Source organism: Candidatus Amarolinea aalborgensis (assembly GCF_900491745.1).
Classification (GTDB): domain Bacteria; phylum Chloroflexota; class Anaerolineae; order SSC4; family Amarolineaceae; genus Amarolinea; species Amarolinea aalborgensis.
The window spans coordinates 373,801-392,970 of sequence record NZ_UETR01000003.1 but is presented as its reverse complement, the minus strand read 5'-3'; the positions used below and the strand labels follow the sequence as shown (position 1 = coordinate 392,970).

Genomic DNA, 19,170 nt, shown 5'->3' with positions numbered 1-19,170 from the left:
CTGTGGCTAGGATTCTTTGCTGCGGAGATGTGGGAACAGGATCACTTCCCGAATGGTTGGTTGATCGGTGAAGAGCATCGCCAGGCGATCAATGCCCGTCCCAAATCCACCGGTCGGCGGCAGGCCATAGCAAAGGGCCGTGACAAAGTCCTCATCCAGCGGCTGGGCGTCCTCATCGCCGGCATCCAACGCGCGGCCCATGTCGAGAAAGCGCTGCAGTTGATCGAGCGGATCGTTCAGCTCGGAAAAGGCGTTGCCCATTTCCATGCCGCCGATGAAGTATTCGAAGCGCTCGACGGTGCTGGGATCGCCATCCTTCTTCTTCGCCAATGGCGAAATCTCCACCGGGTAGTCCAGGATGAACGTAGGCTGAATCAGATTCGGCTCTACGTGCGCGGCAAAGAGACTTTCGATCAACTTGCCGCGGTTGGAATGGGGATCAGGCTGGTGGCCCTGCGCGCGCATGGCTTCGGCCAGGCTGGATGCGTCAGGATAGTCCGCGTAGTCGAGTCCGATGGCGTCGCGAATGGCATCCCGCATGGTGATCCGACCCCAGGGAGGCGCCAGATCGAGCTCGTGCCCCTGGTAGGTCAGGCGCGTGTGACCGTTCAGCGTCAACGCCGCCGCAGCTATCATATCCTCGCAGCGTCGCATCATGCCGTTGTAGTCGGTGTAGGCTTCGTAGAATTCGAGCTGCGTAAACTCAGGATTGTGCTTGAAGCTGATGCCCTCGTTGCGAAAATCGCGGCCGATCTCGTACACGCGCTCGATGCCGCCGACCAACAAGCGCTTCAAGTAGAGCTCAAACGAGATGCGCAGGAACAACTCCTGCTTGAGTTGGTTGTGAAAGGTGACGAAGGGTCGCGCAGCCGCGCCGCCGTAAATCGGCTGCAGGATTGGGGTCTCAACTTCCAGGAAGCCTGCGTCGTCCAGATAGCGGCGAATGGCGCTGACGAGGCGCGCGCGGGTCACAAACGTGCGCCGTACATCAGGATTGGCGAGCAAATCTACGTAGCGCTGGCGGTAACGCGTCTCGACATCGCGCAAGCCGTGCCACTTGTCTGGCAGCGGGTGCAGCGCCTTGCTGAGCAGGCGCAGCGTTTGCACCTGGCAGCTTGGTTCACCCGTCTTTGTGCGCACGAGCGGGCCGCTCGCTTCCACGAAATCGCCCAAGTCGAGCAGCTTCTTCAGAAGGTTCTCGTAGGCGTCCTCGCCGACTTCGTTTTGGCGAATGAACAACTGAATGCGTCCGCTGCCATCCTCGATATGGGCAAACGAGGCCTTGCCCATCATGCGGATAGCAACCAGGCGCCCGGTCAACCAGACGGTGTCCGCAACCGCGCCGGCCGCTTCCGCGGTCTCCAGCGCGGCGATGGCTTCCTGCGCGGTGTGGGTGCGTTGGCAGCGCGCGGGATAGGCTGGGATGCGGAGTTCCTGCAGCCGCGCCAGCTTGTCGCGCCTGGCCTGTTCTTGATCGCTCAGGTTTTCGAACACGATTACTCTATCTCAACAATTTCAACGGTGATTGCGCCGCCTGGAGTGTTGATCGGCTTGCGCTGGCCTACCTGGCCGCCCATCAACGCGCGGCCCATCGGCGACTCATTGGAGATGCGCCCTTCGGCTGGATTGGCTTCCGCGGAACCGACGATGACGTACGTCTCGGTTTCGTCGAATTCGAGGTCGCGCACGGTCACGCGTGCGCCGAGGGCAACGTGGGTCTTGTGCTGATTGTCCTCGATCACAACGGCGCCGGCGATCAAACGTTCAACGGTCTTGATCCGCCCTTCGACGAAAGCTTGCTCGTTCTTGGCCTCGTCGTAGCCTGCATTCTCAGAAACATCGCCATCCATTTTGGCTTCGTGAATCTTGTGCGCTACTTCGGCTCGTCGCACCGTCTGCAGGTATTCTAGTTCCTCACGCAGTTTCTGAATACCTTCGGGTGTCAAATACACTTCTTTGTTGTTCGCCATCGTCCTCTCTCGTGCAACTTGATGATCACGGCGTTGACCGTGGCCGTCTGCGATGGGCGCTTCTCAAAACGCTCATCAAGACCCTGAATGTAAACCTGTTCAGCGCTTATGCGTTCGATCTCTCGGTAGTCTGCGACCCAGGCCTGACCAAGCTGGCGCGTTCGTCGCATGCGGTTGTTGCGGCGCGTGTGTGAACAAAAAAAGACCAGCGCCGCTGGCGCCGTCTTCTATCGAGCCTGGTTTGGATAATGTGACCGCTGCACTAAACGCGAAGGGAGACCGAAGAAACCGGCAGCATTGATAAACGCCATTATTATACATGACCCCAGTTGAAATGACAAGCTGTCTAACCTGGGCTGCGGAGGGGGAGCCAGGCGCGAGGCCTGGCCCCTCCTCTGCCGCAGCCTGGCGCGCTGATCAAACGACCAGCGCAGCTTGCCCGCGAATGTCGCGCAGACGCTTGCCCACTTCCGGCTGACCCTGCTGCTCCATCAAGTCGGCGACTCGCTCCAGGGCCGCCAGAAAATCAGGCGTCAGCTCCTCGCGGCGCGCGGTCAACAGCTTGCGCGTGCCGCCCGGATACTCGACGCTCAACAGCTCATTGATGAACTGCACTTCCGGCGGCTGCGCGGACTGCATCTGCTCCATAATCAACTGCATGATGGCATTGAGCCGGTTTGCCACCGGCCGATTGCCGCGCTGAATAGCCGCCTGCAAGTTCATTTCCAGCACGTGCATGAACGCATCATCCACGCGCTCCCAGTTTTGTTCCAACACGGCCTGCGGATCAGGCGCCTGCAAGACCTCGAGCAGGAAATTGTTGGCTTGTTCGAGCATCTGCCGACTGGCTTCGTCAATCTGCGCAGTCAGCGCCAGGGTGCGTTCGCGCAGGGAGGTCAGGCGTTGCGCGGCGGCTGCATCACCCGCCGCCTGCGCCGCCTCGATCCGCCCAGTCAGGTTCTGGTAGAAGCCATAGTCAATCAACGGGCGCCCCGCGGCGACAAAAGCCTCCAGCTGGTCGTCTCCTCCGGCCACCATCATGTCGAGCAGTTCGTCGCGTGTCGTTTGCTGGTTGATCTGGCCGATGGCCTCCTGCTGCGCTTTGGCCTTGGCGCCAAACGAGGTGAAAGGCAACAACTGCTGGTACAACGCGGCAAACAGGTTGGCCGATTGCGCATCGCCGTCGGCCGCGTACTGTTCCACCATGGCCGCCAGCATACTGAAGAATTCGAAGTCCAATTTGGCGTCGAACTCCTTGGCCATGGACTGCAAGGCGTCTGGAGTCGTCGCGCCGCGCAGAATGGTTTCCAGCAGCTGCATGCGCTCACGCTGGACGCGCTGCATCTCTGGCGTGATGCCGTCGGCGGCCAGGATCGCTTCCACCATCCCGTTGAGCGTGATGAACTCTTTCGGTTGGAAGAGATAGGCGCGCCGCTGTGCAGGCGGCAGGCTGTCCATCAGGCGCCGGTTGAGGTCGCCGATGATGCGCTGCCGATCCTTGTTTGCCAGGTTGACCTCGTGCGGCAGATAGATCCCCAGGAAATCCTTGCTGCCGTCGTGATAGAGCAGGGCGCCGCCGACTTGAAACGTGCGTCGGCAGTTTGGGCAGGTCGCGGAATTGAGACGGCCTGATAGGAACTGGTTCTTCAGATTCGGATCTTGACCGACATCCACAATGCTGTGAACCTCAACCGGAACGGTCGCCCGGCAATAGGGGCAGGGCGCCGCGACTTTCTGGGGAGCAATCATGCTCGACTTCCTTTCATCTGCTGTTTAGCCATGCGTTTTCTTGTTTGTTAGTTAGCCACGACCGAATCTCGGCGATGATGCGCACCGTTGGATCGGGTTCGGCCTCGACCCAGTGAATCGTCGGATCGCTCGCGCGGAACCAATTGCGCTGTTGGCGAACAAAGCGCCGCGTATTGCGCTTGATCTCCATCACCGCGGCATCCAGGCTCAATTCGCCGGCCAGGTACTGCCCAATTTCACGGTAGCCCAGGCCGGTTAGCGCCGGCTGGTCGGCCGATAGTCCAAGCGCCAGCACGCGCTGGCGCGCGCGCTGGGTTTCGGCGACCAAGCCTTGCGCCAGCATGGCGTCCACGCGCGCATCCAACCGCGCGTAGAGATCAGCCGCGGGCCGGGTCAGCCCCAACTGCCAGATGCGGTAGGGCGGCGGCTGTCGCATCTGCAGCCGGCTGATCGGCTGACCGGTGGTCAGGCAAACTTCCAGCGCCCGAATGACGCGGCGCACGTTGCGCGCATCAATCGCCGCCGCCGCCGGCGGATCAAGCGCGGCCAATTGGGCATGTAACGATTCAGCGCCCAGGCGATCAGCATCCGCTTCCAGGCGTGCGCGCAGGTCAAGATCAGGCGCCACCGCCGGGACGGTCCAACCCTCCAAGACGGCCCGCACATACTGCCCACTGCCGCCAACCAGGAAGGGCACGCGCCCCCGCCGCTGAATATCCGCGATGGCCTGATAGGCCAGGCCCTGAAACTCGGCCAGGGTCAGCGCACGTTCTGGCGGCGCGATTTCAAGCAGGTGATGCGGGACCAGCGCCTGTTCTGCGGCGGTGGGTTTGGCGGTGCCGATGTCCATGCCCTGGTAGACCTGGCGCGAGTCCGCGGAAACGATTTCGCCGTTGAGTGCCAGCGCCAGGCGGAGCGCCAGCGCCGTCTTGCCCACGGCGGTCGGCCCCACGACGGCGATCAGCGGCGGCCGCATGTCCGCCGGCTCAGTCGCCGACGGCATTCTTCAGCACCGTGATCCGCTGCACATGGCCGGCGCGATCGAGCACGATGGCAACCACGTCAATCCGCCACGCGCCTTCCCATCCCGTGCTCTGCACATAGCTTTGCGCCGCAGCCACCAGGCGCGCCTGCTTGGCCGTCGTCACCGATTCTTCGGGCGACCCGAACAGCTCGCCGCGGCGGGTGCGCACCTCAACGAAGGCCAGGCCCGCGTCATCCTGCGCGATCAGATCCACTTCGCCAAAACGGCAGCGCCAATTCAGGGCCTGGATGACATAACCGAGGCGCTGCAATTCAGCGGCCGCCAACCGTTCACCGCGTGCGCCCAAGCCTTGCCTGGCGGTCGTCATACGATGTGCTCTGCGGGCAGCGGCAGCGGCGTTTGCAGCACGCCGCCGAAACTGCGCCGGTGTTCAGGGCAAGGCCCAACCGTGGCCAAGGCCTGCCGATGCGCCGCGGTGCCGTAGCCCTTGTTGCGCTGAAAATCATACGCCGGGTAATCGCTATGCAGGGCTATCAGCCAACGGTCGCGCGCCACTTTGGCCACAATGGATGCGGCGGCAATGGACAGGGAGCGACAGTCGCCTTTCACAATCCCCTTCTGCGGCAGCGGCAGGGCCAGCGTCAGGAAATCAATCAACAGGTAATCGGCCGCGATGCCATTGTCCTGTAACTGCGTCAACGCCTGGGTCATGGCGCGTCGCGTCGCGGCCGCAATGCCAATTGCATCAATGTCGGCCGCGGAAACGCTGCCGACCCCGATGCCGCGTGCGGCCTGGTGAATCTCATCAGACAGGCGTTGACGCTGCTGCGCGCTCAACTGCTTCGAGTCGTTGACATCGAGCAGCGCCGCGGGCACGTGATCCATGATCGGTAGGACCACGGCCGCGGCCACCACAGGCCCGGCCAGCGACCCGCGCCCCACTTCATCCAGACCGGCCACGCAGCGGTAGCCTTGCTGCCACAGGTGTTGTTCTTCGCTCAAGTCAGGCATGGGCGCGACTCCTAAAAACAAAGCGCAGGGAAAATCCCTGCGCCCTCACGCGTGGCGAAGTGGGCTGCACTCCGCACGCGGGTGAACGAGCGGCGGCAATGCCCTAGTCGCGCTGCTCACGCAGACGGGCTGACTTGCCGCGGCGGTCGCGCAGAAAATAAAGCTGGGCGCGGCGCACTTTGCTGTGCCGCAGCACTTCGATTTTGTCCAGGCGCGGCGAGTTCGACAGGAACGTGCGCTCGACGCCAATGCCATGCGAGGCAATACGGCGTACAGTGAACGTGGCGTTGACGCCGCCGCCGTGCATGCGCATGATGACACCCTGGAAAACCTGGATACGCTCGCGGTTGCCTTCCACGATGCGTTGGTGCACTTTAACCGTGTCGCCAATGCGCAGCCCCGGTACGCCGCTGCGCAGCTGCTCCTGCTCAACAGAGAGCATCAAAGGATTCGTCATAATGGCCCTTCCCTCTCATCCCTACAATTCATCGTTGCCATGGTTTGTCTTGCGTCGCTCAGTTTGCATCTAACTGCCGAATGGTCCTTGACGCTTGCAGTCCCGACGATTGCAGGCCCTTAATGACAAGCGGAACCCGGTGGCATGGGCCGCCGGGTCAGACTTTGCAAATGATTTCTTGCCGTGCTGACGCACAAGCGCCGATTATAGCATGGACTAGGACAACCGCCAAATTATGGCGCTAGGTATGCTCACAGCGCACCAGGCGCCGGCGCCAGCACGCGCGCGGCATTAGCTGCATGGCGTTGGCGTGGGAGCGACCTCAAGATCGGTGGTTGCGGCGTCGTCGCCGAGACGAGATTCGGAGCCGGGCGCTGGTGGAACCGACGCCCCATTGGTCAGTTCGGGCCGCGCTGGCCCCTGGTTGACGCGATCCAGCATGGCTTCGCGCTCGGCCGGGCTGAGCTGATCGGCTGACGCGCTGTCGGTCGTCGCTTCTTGCGCGCCGGCCGGGCTGACGCTGGCCTGCGCGCTCTCTTGCCCGTCCAGGGCCGCGCTGGCCATGGCCGTCGGCGTGGGGCAGCCAGTTTGCCTGGTCGGCTGACGGACATCGCCGCTCGTGGGGGGTTGGAAGGTGCAGGCGCCCAGGGCGAGCGCCAGGACATTGGCGATGGTAAACATCTTGAAGGCACTCCATTGTCTGCTCATCATGGTCAGTTCTCCTCGTGGTAGTTCAGTCTCGGCGCTCGTCGGTCATAGGCAGGATCGCGGCCGCGGCGCCAGTGACAGACCCAAGACGCTGAGTCCGGCCCTTTTGTTCAATCGTGGTAACTATTCAGGCATCCTGCGCCGACTGCAGCCGCCGAATGAATTCGGGCCGCAAGGGCGTGCCGCCGCCAGGTCGGCCGGCGCCGACCGGCGCCGCGTCCACTCAGGCGGACGCCTGGCGGAACGCCCATCAGGCGCGATTTCAATCGCTCGCTTGCCTCACCGCCGCCGGGCGGTTTGGCGACGGCTGCTGCGACCTGGGTCGCCGGGCGCTGACGCGCCGAAGACGACCGCCAGCACGAACAAGTTCGGGATCCAGGACCGGCGCGGCAAAAAAAGAAGTCCGGCGCCAGGTTGATGGCGCCGGACTGCTGGTTTGTTTAATGAGCGGCCGCGCAGGGCCGCTCCTGGCTCAGGCTTTAGTAGCTGGCCCAACGGCTCCAGTTATAGTAGTCGCGTGAGCGGCCGAACGCGAAGTAGACCGGCGCGGCGCATGTGGCGCAGTTGGTGCTGCCGGGGATGTAATGCGCGCCGGCCACCCAGTTATTCTGACCGGGCTGGAAGACACGCACGGTGTTGTAGTCGCCCCACTTGTTGTCGGACGGGCGGGCGTTGCTGGCAATCACGCCGAAGAAGGTGAAGCCTGGCGGCGCGTTCGTGAAGTCATCCGCGATGCTGTAACCCACGCGCGGCTTCCAGCCGTCGCCGCTGCTGGCGTAGTCCATGACGATGCCGAGGTCGCCGCGGACGTTGGCGGCGACGCTGGGATAGCCAAAGCAGTAACTGCTGCTGGAGATCAACGGCCGCCCCTGCGCGCCGCCCACCTGGGTCAGCGTGTCCTCATAGACGGCGTAACCATCAATGTACGGCTGCGTGAAGTTGCCTCCCTGCTGCACGTTCCACCACCAGCCGAGGACCTTGCGGCCGTTCACATTCAGGTTGGCGTAGTGCAGGCTGTAGCGTGCGCCGGCCAGGAGACGATCGCTCGATCGTCCCATCCAGTTGCCGCTGCTGGCGCCGCACTGATGGTTGCTGCCATAGGTCCAGGCGGCGACATTGTTGATCACCTGGGAGACGCTCGTGGAGTTCTCGGCCCAGCGCCAAATGCTGATGCGGTTGTAAGGCGAACTGGTCGGCTGATTGGAAGCGAAGTGCATCACATGATCAGCGCCCTGCACCGGCACAAAGGTGAACCAGGACGTGGAAGCGACGTAGTTGTAACTGAAGCCGGCGCAGTTGCGCAAGGCGTCCAGCGGGAAGCGCAGGAGCACCGTGCGCGTCCAGGTATCGCTGGCGTTGAACATGTTGTACGCAATGTACGCGAAGTCCGCGCCCAATTGGATGTGCGGATAGTCCCACCACTGGCCGGTCCAGGCGCTGTTGGTGTTGGTGGGATAGAAGTCGTAGTTGCAGAAGGACGCGCCGTTGTTGGTCGAAACGCCGAGGCGGAAGCGACCGACGCCGGAGCCGTTGGCAATGCCCTGCCGCAGCCACAGGTACATGTCGCGGGCTTTGTCGTACTGCGCGATCTGGTCGCAGCAGAAGTCGGACATGTTGTTGTAGGCATTGACGTACGACCAGGTTGAGCCGCCGTCAATCGAACGCGCGGCAAACCAGTTGCCGGTATAGAAAACATACCTGCCGCCGTTGCCCAGGCTCGGCTCAAGCACGTTCGACTTGTAGCCGCTGGGAATCGCTCCGCCAAAGGCCACGTTACGGTAAAGCTGCGCATCGCCGGGCGCGAGGGGCGCCTTGTCTGCGCTTGCGGTTTCGGCCAGCGTACTTTCCGCTGCGGCGGCCGGACTCGCGTCCAGCGTTGCTGCATCGGTGGCGTCAGCGGCCTTCAGATCACGCGCCGGCCCCGGCAGGTTGACGCGATCCTGCCAGAGGTCAATCTGCGCTTTCTGTTCGCTGCTCAGCTCCGGCATCTTGTCGGCCCAGTTGAGCGCTTCTTCAACCGGCGCGCTCACGACCGCAACCCCAGCATCTTCGGTGGAAACGAGACCCTCGGCTGCGCGCTGCGCATAGATTGGCATGCCGGCCAAGACCACCAACACGACCAGGGCCAGGCTCATGGCCCGAAAACGACGACTAAAGAGTTTCATACCATCCTCCTGTGTAGCTTGACGTAACGTAATCGAATGGTCAGGATAGCCTGACCGCCATCATGGGGCCGGGAACCTGCCCCTACGGCTAAAGGTAGACTACCGGTGTATCCCCCGTTTGCTTGATTGTTCGTTGTATGCCTCCTTGCATATCGTTATGACTGTTCTTGGTTTTGGGCGCCGCGTGCTGCTGATGACTCGATGCGCGCCCACCTGAGTTGGTAAGCATCTGGGTTGGCGGGGCTGTCAGATTCATTCGTGGGCAACAGGGGCACGTTCGGTCCGATCTCATGACGCTAGGACCGTGGAAAGGGAAAGAAGACGGTCAGGCCCACATCTTGCACCTGGGGGCGACTGGCGTGCGCAACACGGACGATCGTTGGGTGCCTTGCCAATGCGCAGCCAGCGAGACAATGACAAAGGTATAACAATCATACTGGACGATGGCAGCCAATTCTGTAAGAACACTCCCTGTGTGGCCGCGGCCTGGATGCCGAGGCGCACGCGCGAAACAGCGGTTGGCCGCCCATCAGGCGACCAACCGCTGTTTACAGCGAAAAGATGCTACAAGCAAGCAGGAGGCTTGCGTTACGGCGCGACGTACGGCAGGTAGCTGCGCCGCGGTGCGGCGGCGCCCGTGGGGGTTGGGGTCGGCGTGCGCGTGCGCGTGGGCGTCGGGGATGGCGTCGCCGTCGCTGCGCCGCCGCCTTCGGTCAGGTTCTTGCCGCTGGCGACCAGGCCAAACGGCTGCGCGCTCTGGGGCACGTTGAAGCCCTTGACGCGCACGGTGTAGACGCCGCTCGGCGCGTTGTCCAGGAAGACGGTTTCGACCACGTTGACGCGATCGGCCGAACCGCCGCCGTTGCCATAGTAAACGGTTCCGGTGGGCCCGGTTACTTCCAGGTCCAGGTCATTGACCAGCGCACGGTTGGCGCCTGGATTGCCAGGGTAGTCCATCCAGGCCAGGGTGACGCGCAGCGGACCGCTGCCGCCAACGGGCGTGGCGGTCGGGGTTGGGGTGGCCGTGGGCGGGCCGCTGGCGACATCGAAGCTGACATCGTCAATGAAGAAGCTGGAGATGAGGGAGCCATCCGTGATGACGCGGAAGCGCACGCGCACGGTGCGGCCACGAATGGCCGCCACCTCGCTGGCGCTCAGGGTGTAGCTGGCATACTGCCAGCCGTTGGTGGGCGGCACCGCGTCGATGTTTGGGACATCCACGTAATGCGAGCCATTGGTGGGGTCCATGATCTGCAGCGCGAAATAATCGAATCCTGCGCTCGATTCGTCAGTGATTGACCAGTACCAAAAGCCCAGCGTGGCGGACGTTGCGCCGCCTGGGACGCTGACCGTTTGGAAGACCTGGTCGTCCGCGCCGTTGTAGCCGCCGAGCCAGGCGACGTAGTTCCCGCTGTGCGGCGAAATGCCGTTGGGCAGCTGGCCGGCCGGGGTGATGATTGGCACACCGATGTTGGTGGTCTCGGTCCAGCCGTTGTGATACTGCTCGAAGTTGCCGTTGATCAGCATTTCGGCGGCCGGCGCCTGCACGGCCGAGATGTCGTCCAGCGCGCCGCTGGGCGCGGCGCCTTGGTTGTTGATGGTGAACTGGTAGGTGCGCACGCCGCCCGTGGACAGGCCGGCGGTGTCGTTCTTGAGCACGATCTGGATCGGCGAGTCCGGCTTGACGCTGCCGGCCACGTCCACGCGACCCCAGCCGGTGACGTTGTTGGGGCGACCGTTGGGCACTTCTTGGGTCGCGCCGCTGCCGTATTGGCCGGGCGCCATGTTGTGTGCGCCGTTGATCAGCGCGGCTTTGACCAGCGCGCCCAGCGGGTTGGCGATGCCGCGCACGCTGACGATCCACTGGCGCACGAGCGCGGTCGCGCCTGCGGTCAGCGGCGTCGCCATGCTGGTGCCGCCTTCAAAGATGTAATTGCTGTTGTAGACGCCCCAGCCGGTGCCCGCGCCGCTGCCGTGCGAACGCACGGAGAGGATGTTGGTGCCGGGCGCAACGATGTCAGGCTTGATGCGTCCATCGTCGGTTGGCCCGCGGCTGGAGAAAGCGGCCAGCCCCTCGGCATTGTCCGAGAGGCGGTCCGAGCTGATCGGATTGGCGCCGAAGTCGCTGGGCCAGCAGTTGCCCCACAGGCTGCACGGCCCGCCAGGGTTGTAGCCGCCGCTGTTGCGCAGGTTCTCGCTGGCCCCCACCGTGATCGCGTTCTTGGACGTGCCTGGTTGGCCGATCGAGTCCGGGTCAATCACACCGTTGCCGTTTTGATCGGTGCCCTCGTTGCCCGCAGCAAAGAGGATCACCATATCCTGGTGCTGCCACGTGAATTGATCCACCTGCTGCGACTCGGTCGTGTAGCCGCCGTAACGGTTGCCGGCCCCGCCGGTGGGGCCGCCCCAACTGTTGGTGTGAATGCGCGCGCCGTCGCCGTAAGCAGGCTGGAACAGGTCGTTCAGGTTGTCGGGAATGCCGCCCAAGCCGCCGTTGGGGTCTTCCAGCGATTGAAAGACGAGCTGCGCTTCGGGCGCGGCGCCGGCAAAGGACGAGGTGTAGTTGTGCGCCCCAGGATTGCTGCCCGAATTGGCGCCGTTGCCCAACACCGAACCGGCGACGTGCGTGCCGTGGGCATCGTGATCGCTCCAGTCGTTGGCGCGGCCCAGCGCATACGCGTTGACCAGGCGGCCCGCAAAGTCATTGCTGAGGGTGTTGGTGTTGCCCGTGTCCAGCCCGGTGTCGGCCACGGCCACAGTCTGGCCCGCGCCGTAGAGGTTGACGCCCTGCGCGGCCATGCGCTGCCAGGCCAGGTTGACGTTGATGATGCCGCGGCCAACATCGTTGCTCAACTTCATGGGATAGAACGGCTCGACCCACTGCACCGCTGCGACTTGGGCCACGGCCGGAAGCTGGCTGGCGGCCAGGCTGAGGCGCACGGTCGGCCCCCAACCCTGGTCAGAGACGCTGGTCACCTGCGCGCCCAAGCCCCTGAGCGCGCTGACCAGGCTGTCCTGGTTTTCGCCGGGGAAGCCGAGCACGCGCAGATCCAGGCTGGCGTCCGCCGGCGCTGCGCCGTCCGTCAGCGCGGGGCTGAGCTTGAAGGCCGGGTAGTACGCGCCGACCCAACGCACCTGCGGCATGGCGCGCGCCTGCGCCAGGCTGGCGTCTGCGTGCACCCGCACCACGAACGCGTAATCCGGCAGATAGATCAGCGGTTCCAGGCCCGCGCTGCTCAGATCAGCTTTCCACGCCTCTTCGATCGGGCCGCGGAACTGCACAATTTGATAGGGCGCCTTCTCCGGGTCTGCCAGACCCAGCGCGCCGGTGAGCAGCTTTTCATCCAGTTGCAGGGGATCGAAAGTGGCCCATTGCAAGCGCAACGGGGTGCTGCCGGACTCCTGCGCGCGGATGCGCGTGGTCGCTGCCAGCGCCGCGCCCAGCAGGAGCACAACGATCAGAAACCAATAGAACCTGGACGGGGAACTACGCCGCGACGACCCAGTGGGCGTCGCCCAACGATCGGCCATGGTGCTCTCCTTACATGTTGGTGTTTCGTTCGTTCGACGGGGAGGAGTGGGAAGGACCCTAGTTTACATCGGAACGGCGAAAGTGCAAAGTGCAAAGGGCCGAGTACCAGCAGCGGCAAATTTGAACGATTTATCTACCGCAAAATAGACAGGATTTACTGGATTGACAGAATATTTGGCTCTTCAAATTAGGGGCGTAGCCCCGGAGGGGCTTGCATCTCGTAGCCGGATGGCCTTTGGCCTTCCGGGGGTTGGCAGCCGCATGGCCTTTGGCCTTCGGCGGGGTTGGTGGCCGGATGGCCTGCGCGCAACCAACGCCGCCCGACCGTGAACGGATCGGGCTACGAGGTGGAAGGCCCTATCGGGCCTGACACCCTGGGAGGGGCTCGACCCGCCTCCATTCTGAAATGCACCCCGTCTTAACGCCGCGCGAGGAGCCGTTTGAGGGCTTGCCAGGCGGTTTCCAGGTTCGCCCTGATGTCGAACTCGAGCTCGCCTTCGTAGTCGAGCAGGAAGGGGATGAGGGGGATGGAGAGCTTGAGCTTGTGTTTGACGTCCAGTCCCGGCGCTTCGACGAGGTCCGCCGCCTGGTTGACCTCGATCGGCAGCGCCGCGCGCGACCGGACTTCCAGCAGCGCCGCGCTGACCGGGGCCAGCCAGGCGGCCAGCTCGTCGCGCGTCCACGCCGCGGCGTCGAGGGCATCGAGCAGCGCGGCGACCTCGGCTGCGTGCTGCGCGTCGAGGCGCGCCAGGATGGGGCCGACGATGCGCTGCTCGCTCAGATCGAAGCGGGTCAGCACGGCCGTGAAGCCCGCGCGCAGCGTCACGTCTACCTGCTGCACCTGCGCCTGCACCTGCGCCAGCAGGCCGCGCAGCTCCCCGGCGCTCATCGGCGCGCCGGGCGGCTGGCCGCGCAGCGCGCTGACCAGGCCCGCGGTCTCCGCCGCGGACCAGCCTGCGCCGCCGCCAAAGACGTTGACGGTCACGCTGCCGTCGCCAATACTGGTGTTGACCGCGTGGGCGATGTGAACCTGGTACTTGGACGCGGCAGGGGCTGGCGCCGGCGCGTACAGCCATTCGATGATGCGCGCCAGGTCGTCGGGCGCAGGGAAAGCGGCCGGCGCGGGGGCAGCCAGGGGCAGGGGCGGCTTGCCCGCGCCGCGCAGGCGACGCAGCACGGCCGGATCACTGAGCGCGGCCGGCGTCAACAGCGCAATGGCGGGCGCAGCGGATGAGGCCGCATCAACCGTCACGCCGAGCGTAGTCAGCAGCGCGGTCAGGCGGTCTGCGGCGTCCTGACCATCCACAGGCGCAAAGACCAGCGTTACGTTCATGGTCGTCTCCTGCGCGGGCGCGGCGGGGGCTGCGGTTCCAGCCAGCCGGCAATGTCGGTCCACAGTTCGGGCGCCTCCAAGACTTCGGCAAATTGCTGCACCCACAGGCGAATCCGCTGGCGGTCCAAATGGGGATGACGTTCAATCACAGCCTGGATATCTTCCATATCTTGGCGGCGATGCGCCACCGCTTTCATAATGATCAAGTCCTCAGGCGTGACCAGTCGCAGCGCAAGACCGCTGACTTGCACCATCGTGGCGCGCGCAACCGCTTGCTCCTCGAAAGGCAGGGCGCCCAACGAAATGTCCACATCCACGCCGCTCTCTGCATGGCGCAGCAGGAGGACCCGATTGCGCCGTGCAAAGGCCTCCGCATTGGGGACGCGTGGCATCAAGCCGGCTTGCAGCGTCACTGCGGTAAACTCAGGCAGCTCTTCTGTGGAGACCAAGACGACTGCGTCCACATCAGCCGTGTAGCGCGGTCGTCCCAAGAGGCTGGCCGCAACACCACCGATGATCACTCCCCGCTCTGACCACGCGTCCAGGACTAGTTGCACGGCAGCAAGGGCGTTCAGCAAGGGGCGCACAGTCGCGGATGGACTCATGGCAAACTCTCCTTGAGTTTGGTCCAACGGGCGCGCACGCGGTCGAGATCGGCCTGCGTGTCGGTCCCACGGGCCAGCCAGCCCATGAGGGATGCAAAATCCCAGATCGCTTCAGTCTGCTGCCAAAGCAGATCGAGCGGCGCGCAGCGACGTTCAAGGGCTTCGAACTCCGCCACCGCTTGCCAGCGATCGCGGAAGAGAAGAGCCTCGGCGCGCGTGAGGCCCGGTGTGGGCCGGTCCGCGACGGCGATGGTTTCAGCTACAGACATCTCTACCTCCTCTAGATGTTCAGGCTGCGGATTCGCAGACTGCGGAAGTCTAGCCTTGCGCCGCGGCCAGAGCGCGGCGCAGATCGGCCAGGCGCGGCGCGTCCGGCTGCAGGCGGGCCGCGGCTTCGATGTCGGCCTGGGCCGCGGCCAAGTCGCCGCGGTCCATGTGCACGCCGGCGCGGTTGCGCAGCAGCATCGCGTGGGCTGGATCGAACGCCAGGCCGCGGCTGTACGCAGCGACGGCCTGCGCCAGGTCTTTGAGCGTGTCCGCGGCGTGATTGCCCAGCGTGTTGCAGGCCCAGGCAGCCTGCTGGCGCAGCGCGGTCGCCAGACTGGCGTCGAGCTGGCCCGCCAGGGGAATGACCTGCTCGCACAAGTCAATCACGGCCATGTGCGCCTCGGGATCAATCTCGTCGCTGTGGGCCTCGTTGTAACCCTCCAGCAGTACGGCCAGCAAAATCACCAACCGGGTCACGTTCTCACGCGCTTGATCGGCCAGGGCCTGGTTGATCTGACCGGCCAACGCCAACAGTCCCTGCACCTCGATCAGGATGGGGTGGTCGGCCAGGGTCTGGCGCAGCGCCTGCTCGGAATCCACCTGCAGCAGGGCATAAAGGCCCGCGGCCAGGGGATCGCCAGCGGCTGCCCCCTCACCCGGCTCTTGAGCGAAGGCGATGAGTTCATCCGCGCGTGCCTTGAACTTGGGGTCGGCCTGCAGGCGCTGCGTAAACGCCTCATTGGACGTGACGCCTTCCTGTTCAGCCAATTCTCCCAACAGGTGCCCACGATCCAGGCGCGGCAGCTCAGCCGCGGGATAAAGCTGGCGCCAGGCAGCTGCGAACCCGCCAACGCCCAGGGTCACGACGACTCCCGCCAGGGTCCGCCGCCCGATCTCCAGGTATTGGACGTGCTGAGAGGACTCGAACAGGCGCACCGCGTCCCCAGCGGCCTGGAGGGCCTGGCGCAGGCGGCCGCCGCGGTCTTCGCCGGGCAAGCTGGCCAAATCACTCAGCAGAACCGCGCGGTTGTTCTGGGTTTGCGCGTAGTCGAGGGGGACGTCGCGGCGCAGGGCGAGGGCTTCGTCGTAGGCGGCGAGGGCCTGGCGCAGGAGGCCGCCGCGGTCTTCGCCGGGCGAGCTGGCCAAATCACTCAGCAGATTAGCCCGGTTGTTCTGGGTTGTCGCGTAGTCGAGGGGGACGTCGCGGCGCAGGGCGAGGGCTTCGTCGTAGGCGGCGAGGGCCTGGCGCAGGAGGCCGCCGCGGTCTTCGCCGGGCAAGCTGGCCAAATCACTCAGCAGATTAGCCCGGTTGTTCTGGGTTGTCGCGTAGTCGAGGGGGACGTCGCGGCGCAGGGCGAGGGCTTCGTCGTAGGCGGCGAGGGCCTGGCGCAGGCGGCCGCCGCGGTCTTCGCCGGGCAAGCTGGCCAAATCACGCAGCAGAACCGCGCGGTTGTTCTGGGTTGTCGCGTAGTCGAGGGGGACGTCGCGGCGCAGGGCGAGGGCTTCGTCGTAGGCGGCGAGGGCCTGGCGCAGGCGGCCGCCGCGGTCTTCGCCCAACACCAGGGTGGCTGCCGCCTGCAGCGCGTTGCCGCGGTTGAGGAGCGCCTGCCCAACGGCACGTGAACTGCCAAGACGCTGCGCTTGCGCCAGCACGCGGTCAGCCCAGGTCAGATACTCATTCCCCAGATTCTGGCTGCGCAGCAGGTCTGCGGTGTTGCTCAACAAGGCTTGCGCCGTTTCCAGGCTCTCCTGCTGCGCCCAGGCGAAGGCCTGGCGCAGGTTGGGCAGGTCGGCTGTCATCACATAGTAGCGCTGCGCGTCATCTGCAGCCTGCATGGCAGCCAGGTAATGGCGGGCATGGCGTTCAGGCCAGCGTTCACGCTCTTCGGCGCTTTGCAGGCGCAGAGCAAAGCCGCGCAGGATGCCGTGCTGCCGCCAGCGGCCGTCTGCCTGGCGACGCAGCAGCGAGCGGGCCGCAAAAACGTTCAGTCGGGCCTGGGCCGCGGTAATGGCTTCTGCCCACAGTGCGGCTGCCGCGTCGGTCGCGAAATCGGCCTCATGGGCCAGGCAGCCCAGGCCGCGGAAGCAGCGCTGCAAGGCCGCACCGTCCGGCGCACGACCCAAAGCATCGTAGCTGTAGCGCAGGACAACTTCCAGCCGGCGTTCCCGCGCCACGTCATCGGGCAGTGGCGCGCCGTCCAGGCTCAACCCATCCTTGACGCTGCTCTCGATCTGCGCCACCAGGCCTGCCCACTCATCTGGTCCGTAGCTGGCCAGATCGCCCACCGTGATCTCCAGCGCCAGCGGATGATAGCCTACTGCGGTCGCCAGGCGCGCAGCCACGGCCGGGGGCAGGGCGGGCAAGGTCAGGGCAATCAGGGCCAGCGCATCCTCCCCGCTGAGCACGTCCAGCTCCAGGCGCCGGCCCACGTCCACGGCCACCCGTTCATCGCGTGTGGTGACCAGCAGATGGGCGTCAATGGGCAGTGCGGCGCGCATGGGCGCCAGGACAGCCCGATCCCACGCATTGTCGGCCACCACTAACAGGCGGCCATGGCCGGTCAGTAGGCCGCGTACGATCTCCGGAGCGAACTGCGCGCCGCGCAGCGCGGCGGCCGCGCCTGCGCCAGGGAGCTGCTGCGCCGCCATAAATAGGCGATAAGCCTGCACATCCATGCTGTAGGCATAGGCCGCCACCCGGCTCAGCTCCGGGCCGACGCTCTCAGCCGTCATCATGTCGGGCGTCAATTGCAGCCAGAGTACGCCGCCGGGGTAGTCGGCGGCGTAGGCTTCGGCATACAGTGCGGCCAGGATGCTCTTGCCCACGCCGGGCAGTCCGTGCAGCGCGCCGCTGGTCCCCCGTTCGATCCCCTTGCCCACGACTGCCGCGCGGCCGTTCTCCAACGCGCGGTGCAGGTCGTCCAGCTCCTGGCGGCGACCCACCGCCCTGTCGGTCAGCTTGCGCTGGAACTCCTCGGGCCTGCGCCACTGCAGCGGCACCACGCCGAAGTTATTGATGGTAATGCCGTTGTCGCCAATCGTGCAGTTCTGGGCGCTGACCACCAGGTACTTGACCCCTTCAGCGTTGATCCCCAGGTTTTGCAGCGCCGGGGAGCTCTCCGCACCCAGGCTCGCGCGCTGATTGGATGGCGACGGGTCAGGGGGCGGGGCGTAACGAGCCAGCCGGGCCGTCTGCACCAGCGCCAGCCGGTCCGCGATGCGCGCCGCGGCCGGCGTGTCGCCAGCCTGGATCGCCCTGTCCAGCAGCATTTGCAGGGCGTCGCGGGCGTCGGTCGTGGTGAGGAGATTCTGGCTTTGGAGTTGCGCGGCCGCGTCGGCATCCTCCGCCTGCACGAACGCGATGACCGCTTGCCCCAGCCGGCTCTGCTGCAGACGTTCGAGCTGCGCTTGCTGTGCAAGCCCCCGGCGCAGCTGCGCATAGGCCGCCTCGACGCCGATCTGCCGGCACGCGGCCAGCAGGGGCCCGTGCTGCTCAATCGCCTCGTGGCCGGGGTTGTTCATGCGCAGCAGGGTCAGCGCGGCCGCGCCCGCGTCGGTCAGCAGCTCAGCCGCGTGCGCCGCAAGGAAGGTCTCCGACGCGTCCCAATCCGGCGTCTGGATCCAGGTCACCAGTTGGTCGGCCAGGGCTTGCCCGCCTGCCTCGCCCAACGGCGCCAGCGTCGCCCGCGCCGCCTGTTCGGTCGTGCGCCAGCGGCGCAGGTCATCCAGGCGCTGCTGCAGACCCTCCTCGCCGCCCGCGGCCGCGATCCTGGCCTCTGCCGCCGCTTCCAAGCGGTCCAGGTCGTCATCGGCCGTGGCCGCGACCAACCCCATCATGCCCGCGGCATCCGTGACGGTCTCGAACATGAGCTGCAGGCGCTCAGCGTGGCTCATCTGCGCCACGGCCGCGGTCACGGCGCGCGCGGTCGCCAGATCCTCCGACCGCAGGCGGCGCAGCCCCTCCAGGCGCTGGCGGATGGCGGTCGCTTCGTCGCCCTGAGCGGCCGCCAGGCGCGCCGCAACCGTGCGCTCCAGGTCATCCAGGTCGGCGTCCTCCTGCTCGACCGCAAAGCTGAGCATGGCCGCCTGGTCTGGGATGCGCATGAACGCCTGAAAACGTTCTTCCGCTGCCGCGGTTTCAAGTTCAATCCCTGGCGCGGCTGCCGTCGTGTTCGTGGGCGATGTCGGTTCCATGGATGCTCCTTGCCGTCCTGCGGCGGGTGGTGACGGAACGGGGGCATGGAGATATTATACCACAGATGTGAGGATTGGAGACCGGAGATTGGAGACTGGAGATTGGAGACCGGAGATTGGAGACCGGAGATTGGAGGCCGGTAGAAAGGGAGAACATTCGTAATCCCTGATCTCTAATCTCCGATCTCTGATCT

At 65.1% G+C, this 19,170-nt stretch carries 14 protein-coding genes; all 14 read right to left on the bottom strand.

What is annotated here, in order from left to right; translation table 11 throughout:
- Positions 1-6 precede the first annotated feature (6 nt).
- A complete protein-coding gene (gene lysS / locus ACPQ6D_RS06320) occupies positions 7-1,494 on the bottom strand; it encodes a lysine--tRNA ligase (protein WP_423223453.1) in 1,488 nt (495 codons plus the stop codon).
- Positions 1,495-1,496: 2 nt separating this feature from the next.
- Positions 1,497-1,970 (bottom strand): transcription elongation factor GreA, encoded by a 474-nt coding sequence (gene greA, locus ACPQ6D_RS06315; RefSeq protein WP_423223452.1) that lies wholly within the window; start codon positions 1,968-1,970, stop codon positions 1,497-1,499.
- A gap of 417 nt (positions 1,971-2,387) precedes the next feature.
- On the bottom strand, positions 2,388-3,719 hold the full coding sequence (locus ACPQ6D_RS06310; protein WP_423223451.1) for a CpXC domain-containing protein: 1,332 nt from the start codon (positions 3,717-3,719) through the stop codon (positions 2,388-2,390).
- A 13-nt stretch (positions 3,720-3,732) separates the two neighbouring features.
- A complete protein-coding gene (gene miaA / locus ACPQ6D_RS06305; RefSeq protein ID WP_423223450.1) occupies positions 3,733-4,722 on the bottom strand; it encodes a tRNA (adenosine(37)-N6)-dimethylallyltransferase MiaA in 990 nt (329 codons plus the stop codon).
- Complete coding sequence (locus ACPQ6D_RS06300) at positions 4,706-5,071, bottom strand: YraN family protein (RefSeq protein ID WP_423223449.1); 366 nt, start codon at positions 5,069-5,071, stop codon at positions 4,706-4,708. The genes miaA and ACPQ6D_RS06300 overlap by 17 nt, the downstream gene beginning before the upstream one ends.
- Complete coding sequence (locus ACPQ6D_RS06295; protein ID WP_423223448.1) at positions 5,068-5,715, bottom strand: ribonuclease HII; 648 nt, start codon at positions 5,713-5,715, stop codon at positions 5,068-5,070. The genes ACPQ6D_RS06300 and ACPQ6D_RS06295 overlap by 4 nt, the downstream gene beginning before the upstream one ends.
- A gap of 103 nt (positions 5,716-5,818) precedes the next feature.
- Positions 5,819-6,172, bottom strand: coding sequence for a 50S ribosomal protein L19 (gene rplS / locus ACPQ6D_RS06290; protein ID WP_423223447.1), 354 nt, complete (start codon positions 6,170-6,172; stop codon positions 5,819-5,821).
- Between the two features lie 291 nt (positions 6,173-6,463).
- Positions 6,464-6,883, bottom strand: coding sequence for a hypothetical protein (locus ACPQ6D_RS06285; protein WP_423223446.1), 420 nt, complete (start codon positions 6,881-6,883; stop codon positions 6,464-6,466).
- 476 nt (positions 6,884-7,359) lie between these two features.
- A complete protein-coding gene (locus ACPQ6D_RS06280; protein ID WP_423223445.1) occupies positions 7,360-9,045 on the bottom strand; it encodes a hypothetical protein in 1,686 nt (561 codons plus the stop codon).
- A gap of 588 nt (positions 9,046-9,633) precedes the next feature.
- Positions 9,634-12,576, bottom strand: a complete 2,943-nt coding sequence (locus ACPQ6D_RS06275; RefSeq protein ID WP_423223444.1) for a S8 family serine peptidase — start codon at positions 12,574-12,576, stop codon at positions 9,634-9,636.
- Positions 12,577-12,995: 419 nt separating this feature from the next.
- Positions 12,996-13,910, bottom strand: a complete 915-nt coding sequence (locus ACPQ6D_RS06270) for a hypothetical protein (RefSeq protein ID WP_423223443.1) — start codon at positions 13,908-13,910, stop codon at positions 12,996-12,998.
- Positions 13,907-14,515, bottom strand: coding sequence for a nucleotidyltransferase (locus tag ACPQ6D_RS06265; protein ID WP_423223442.1), 609 nt, complete (start codon positions 14,513-14,515; stop codon positions 13,907-13,909). Before ACPQ6D_RS06265 ends, ACPQ6D_RS06270 begins: the two co-directional genes overlap by 4 nt.
- A complete protein-coding gene (locus ACPQ6D_RS06260) occupies positions 14,512-14,784 on the bottom strand; it encodes a hypothetical protein (RefSeq protein WP_423223441.1) in 273 nt (90 codons plus the stop codon). Before ACPQ6D_RS06260 ends, ACPQ6D_RS06265 begins: the two co-directional genes overlap by 4 nt.
- Positions 14,785-14,833: 49 nt before the next feature.
- Positions 14,834-18,976, bottom strand: a complete 4,143-nt coding sequence (locus ACPQ6D_RS06255) for an NB-ARC domain-containing protein (RefSeq protein ID WP_423223440.1) — start codon at positions 18,974-18,976, stop codon at positions 14,834-14,836.
- Positions 18,977-19,170 lie beyond the last annotated feature (194 nt).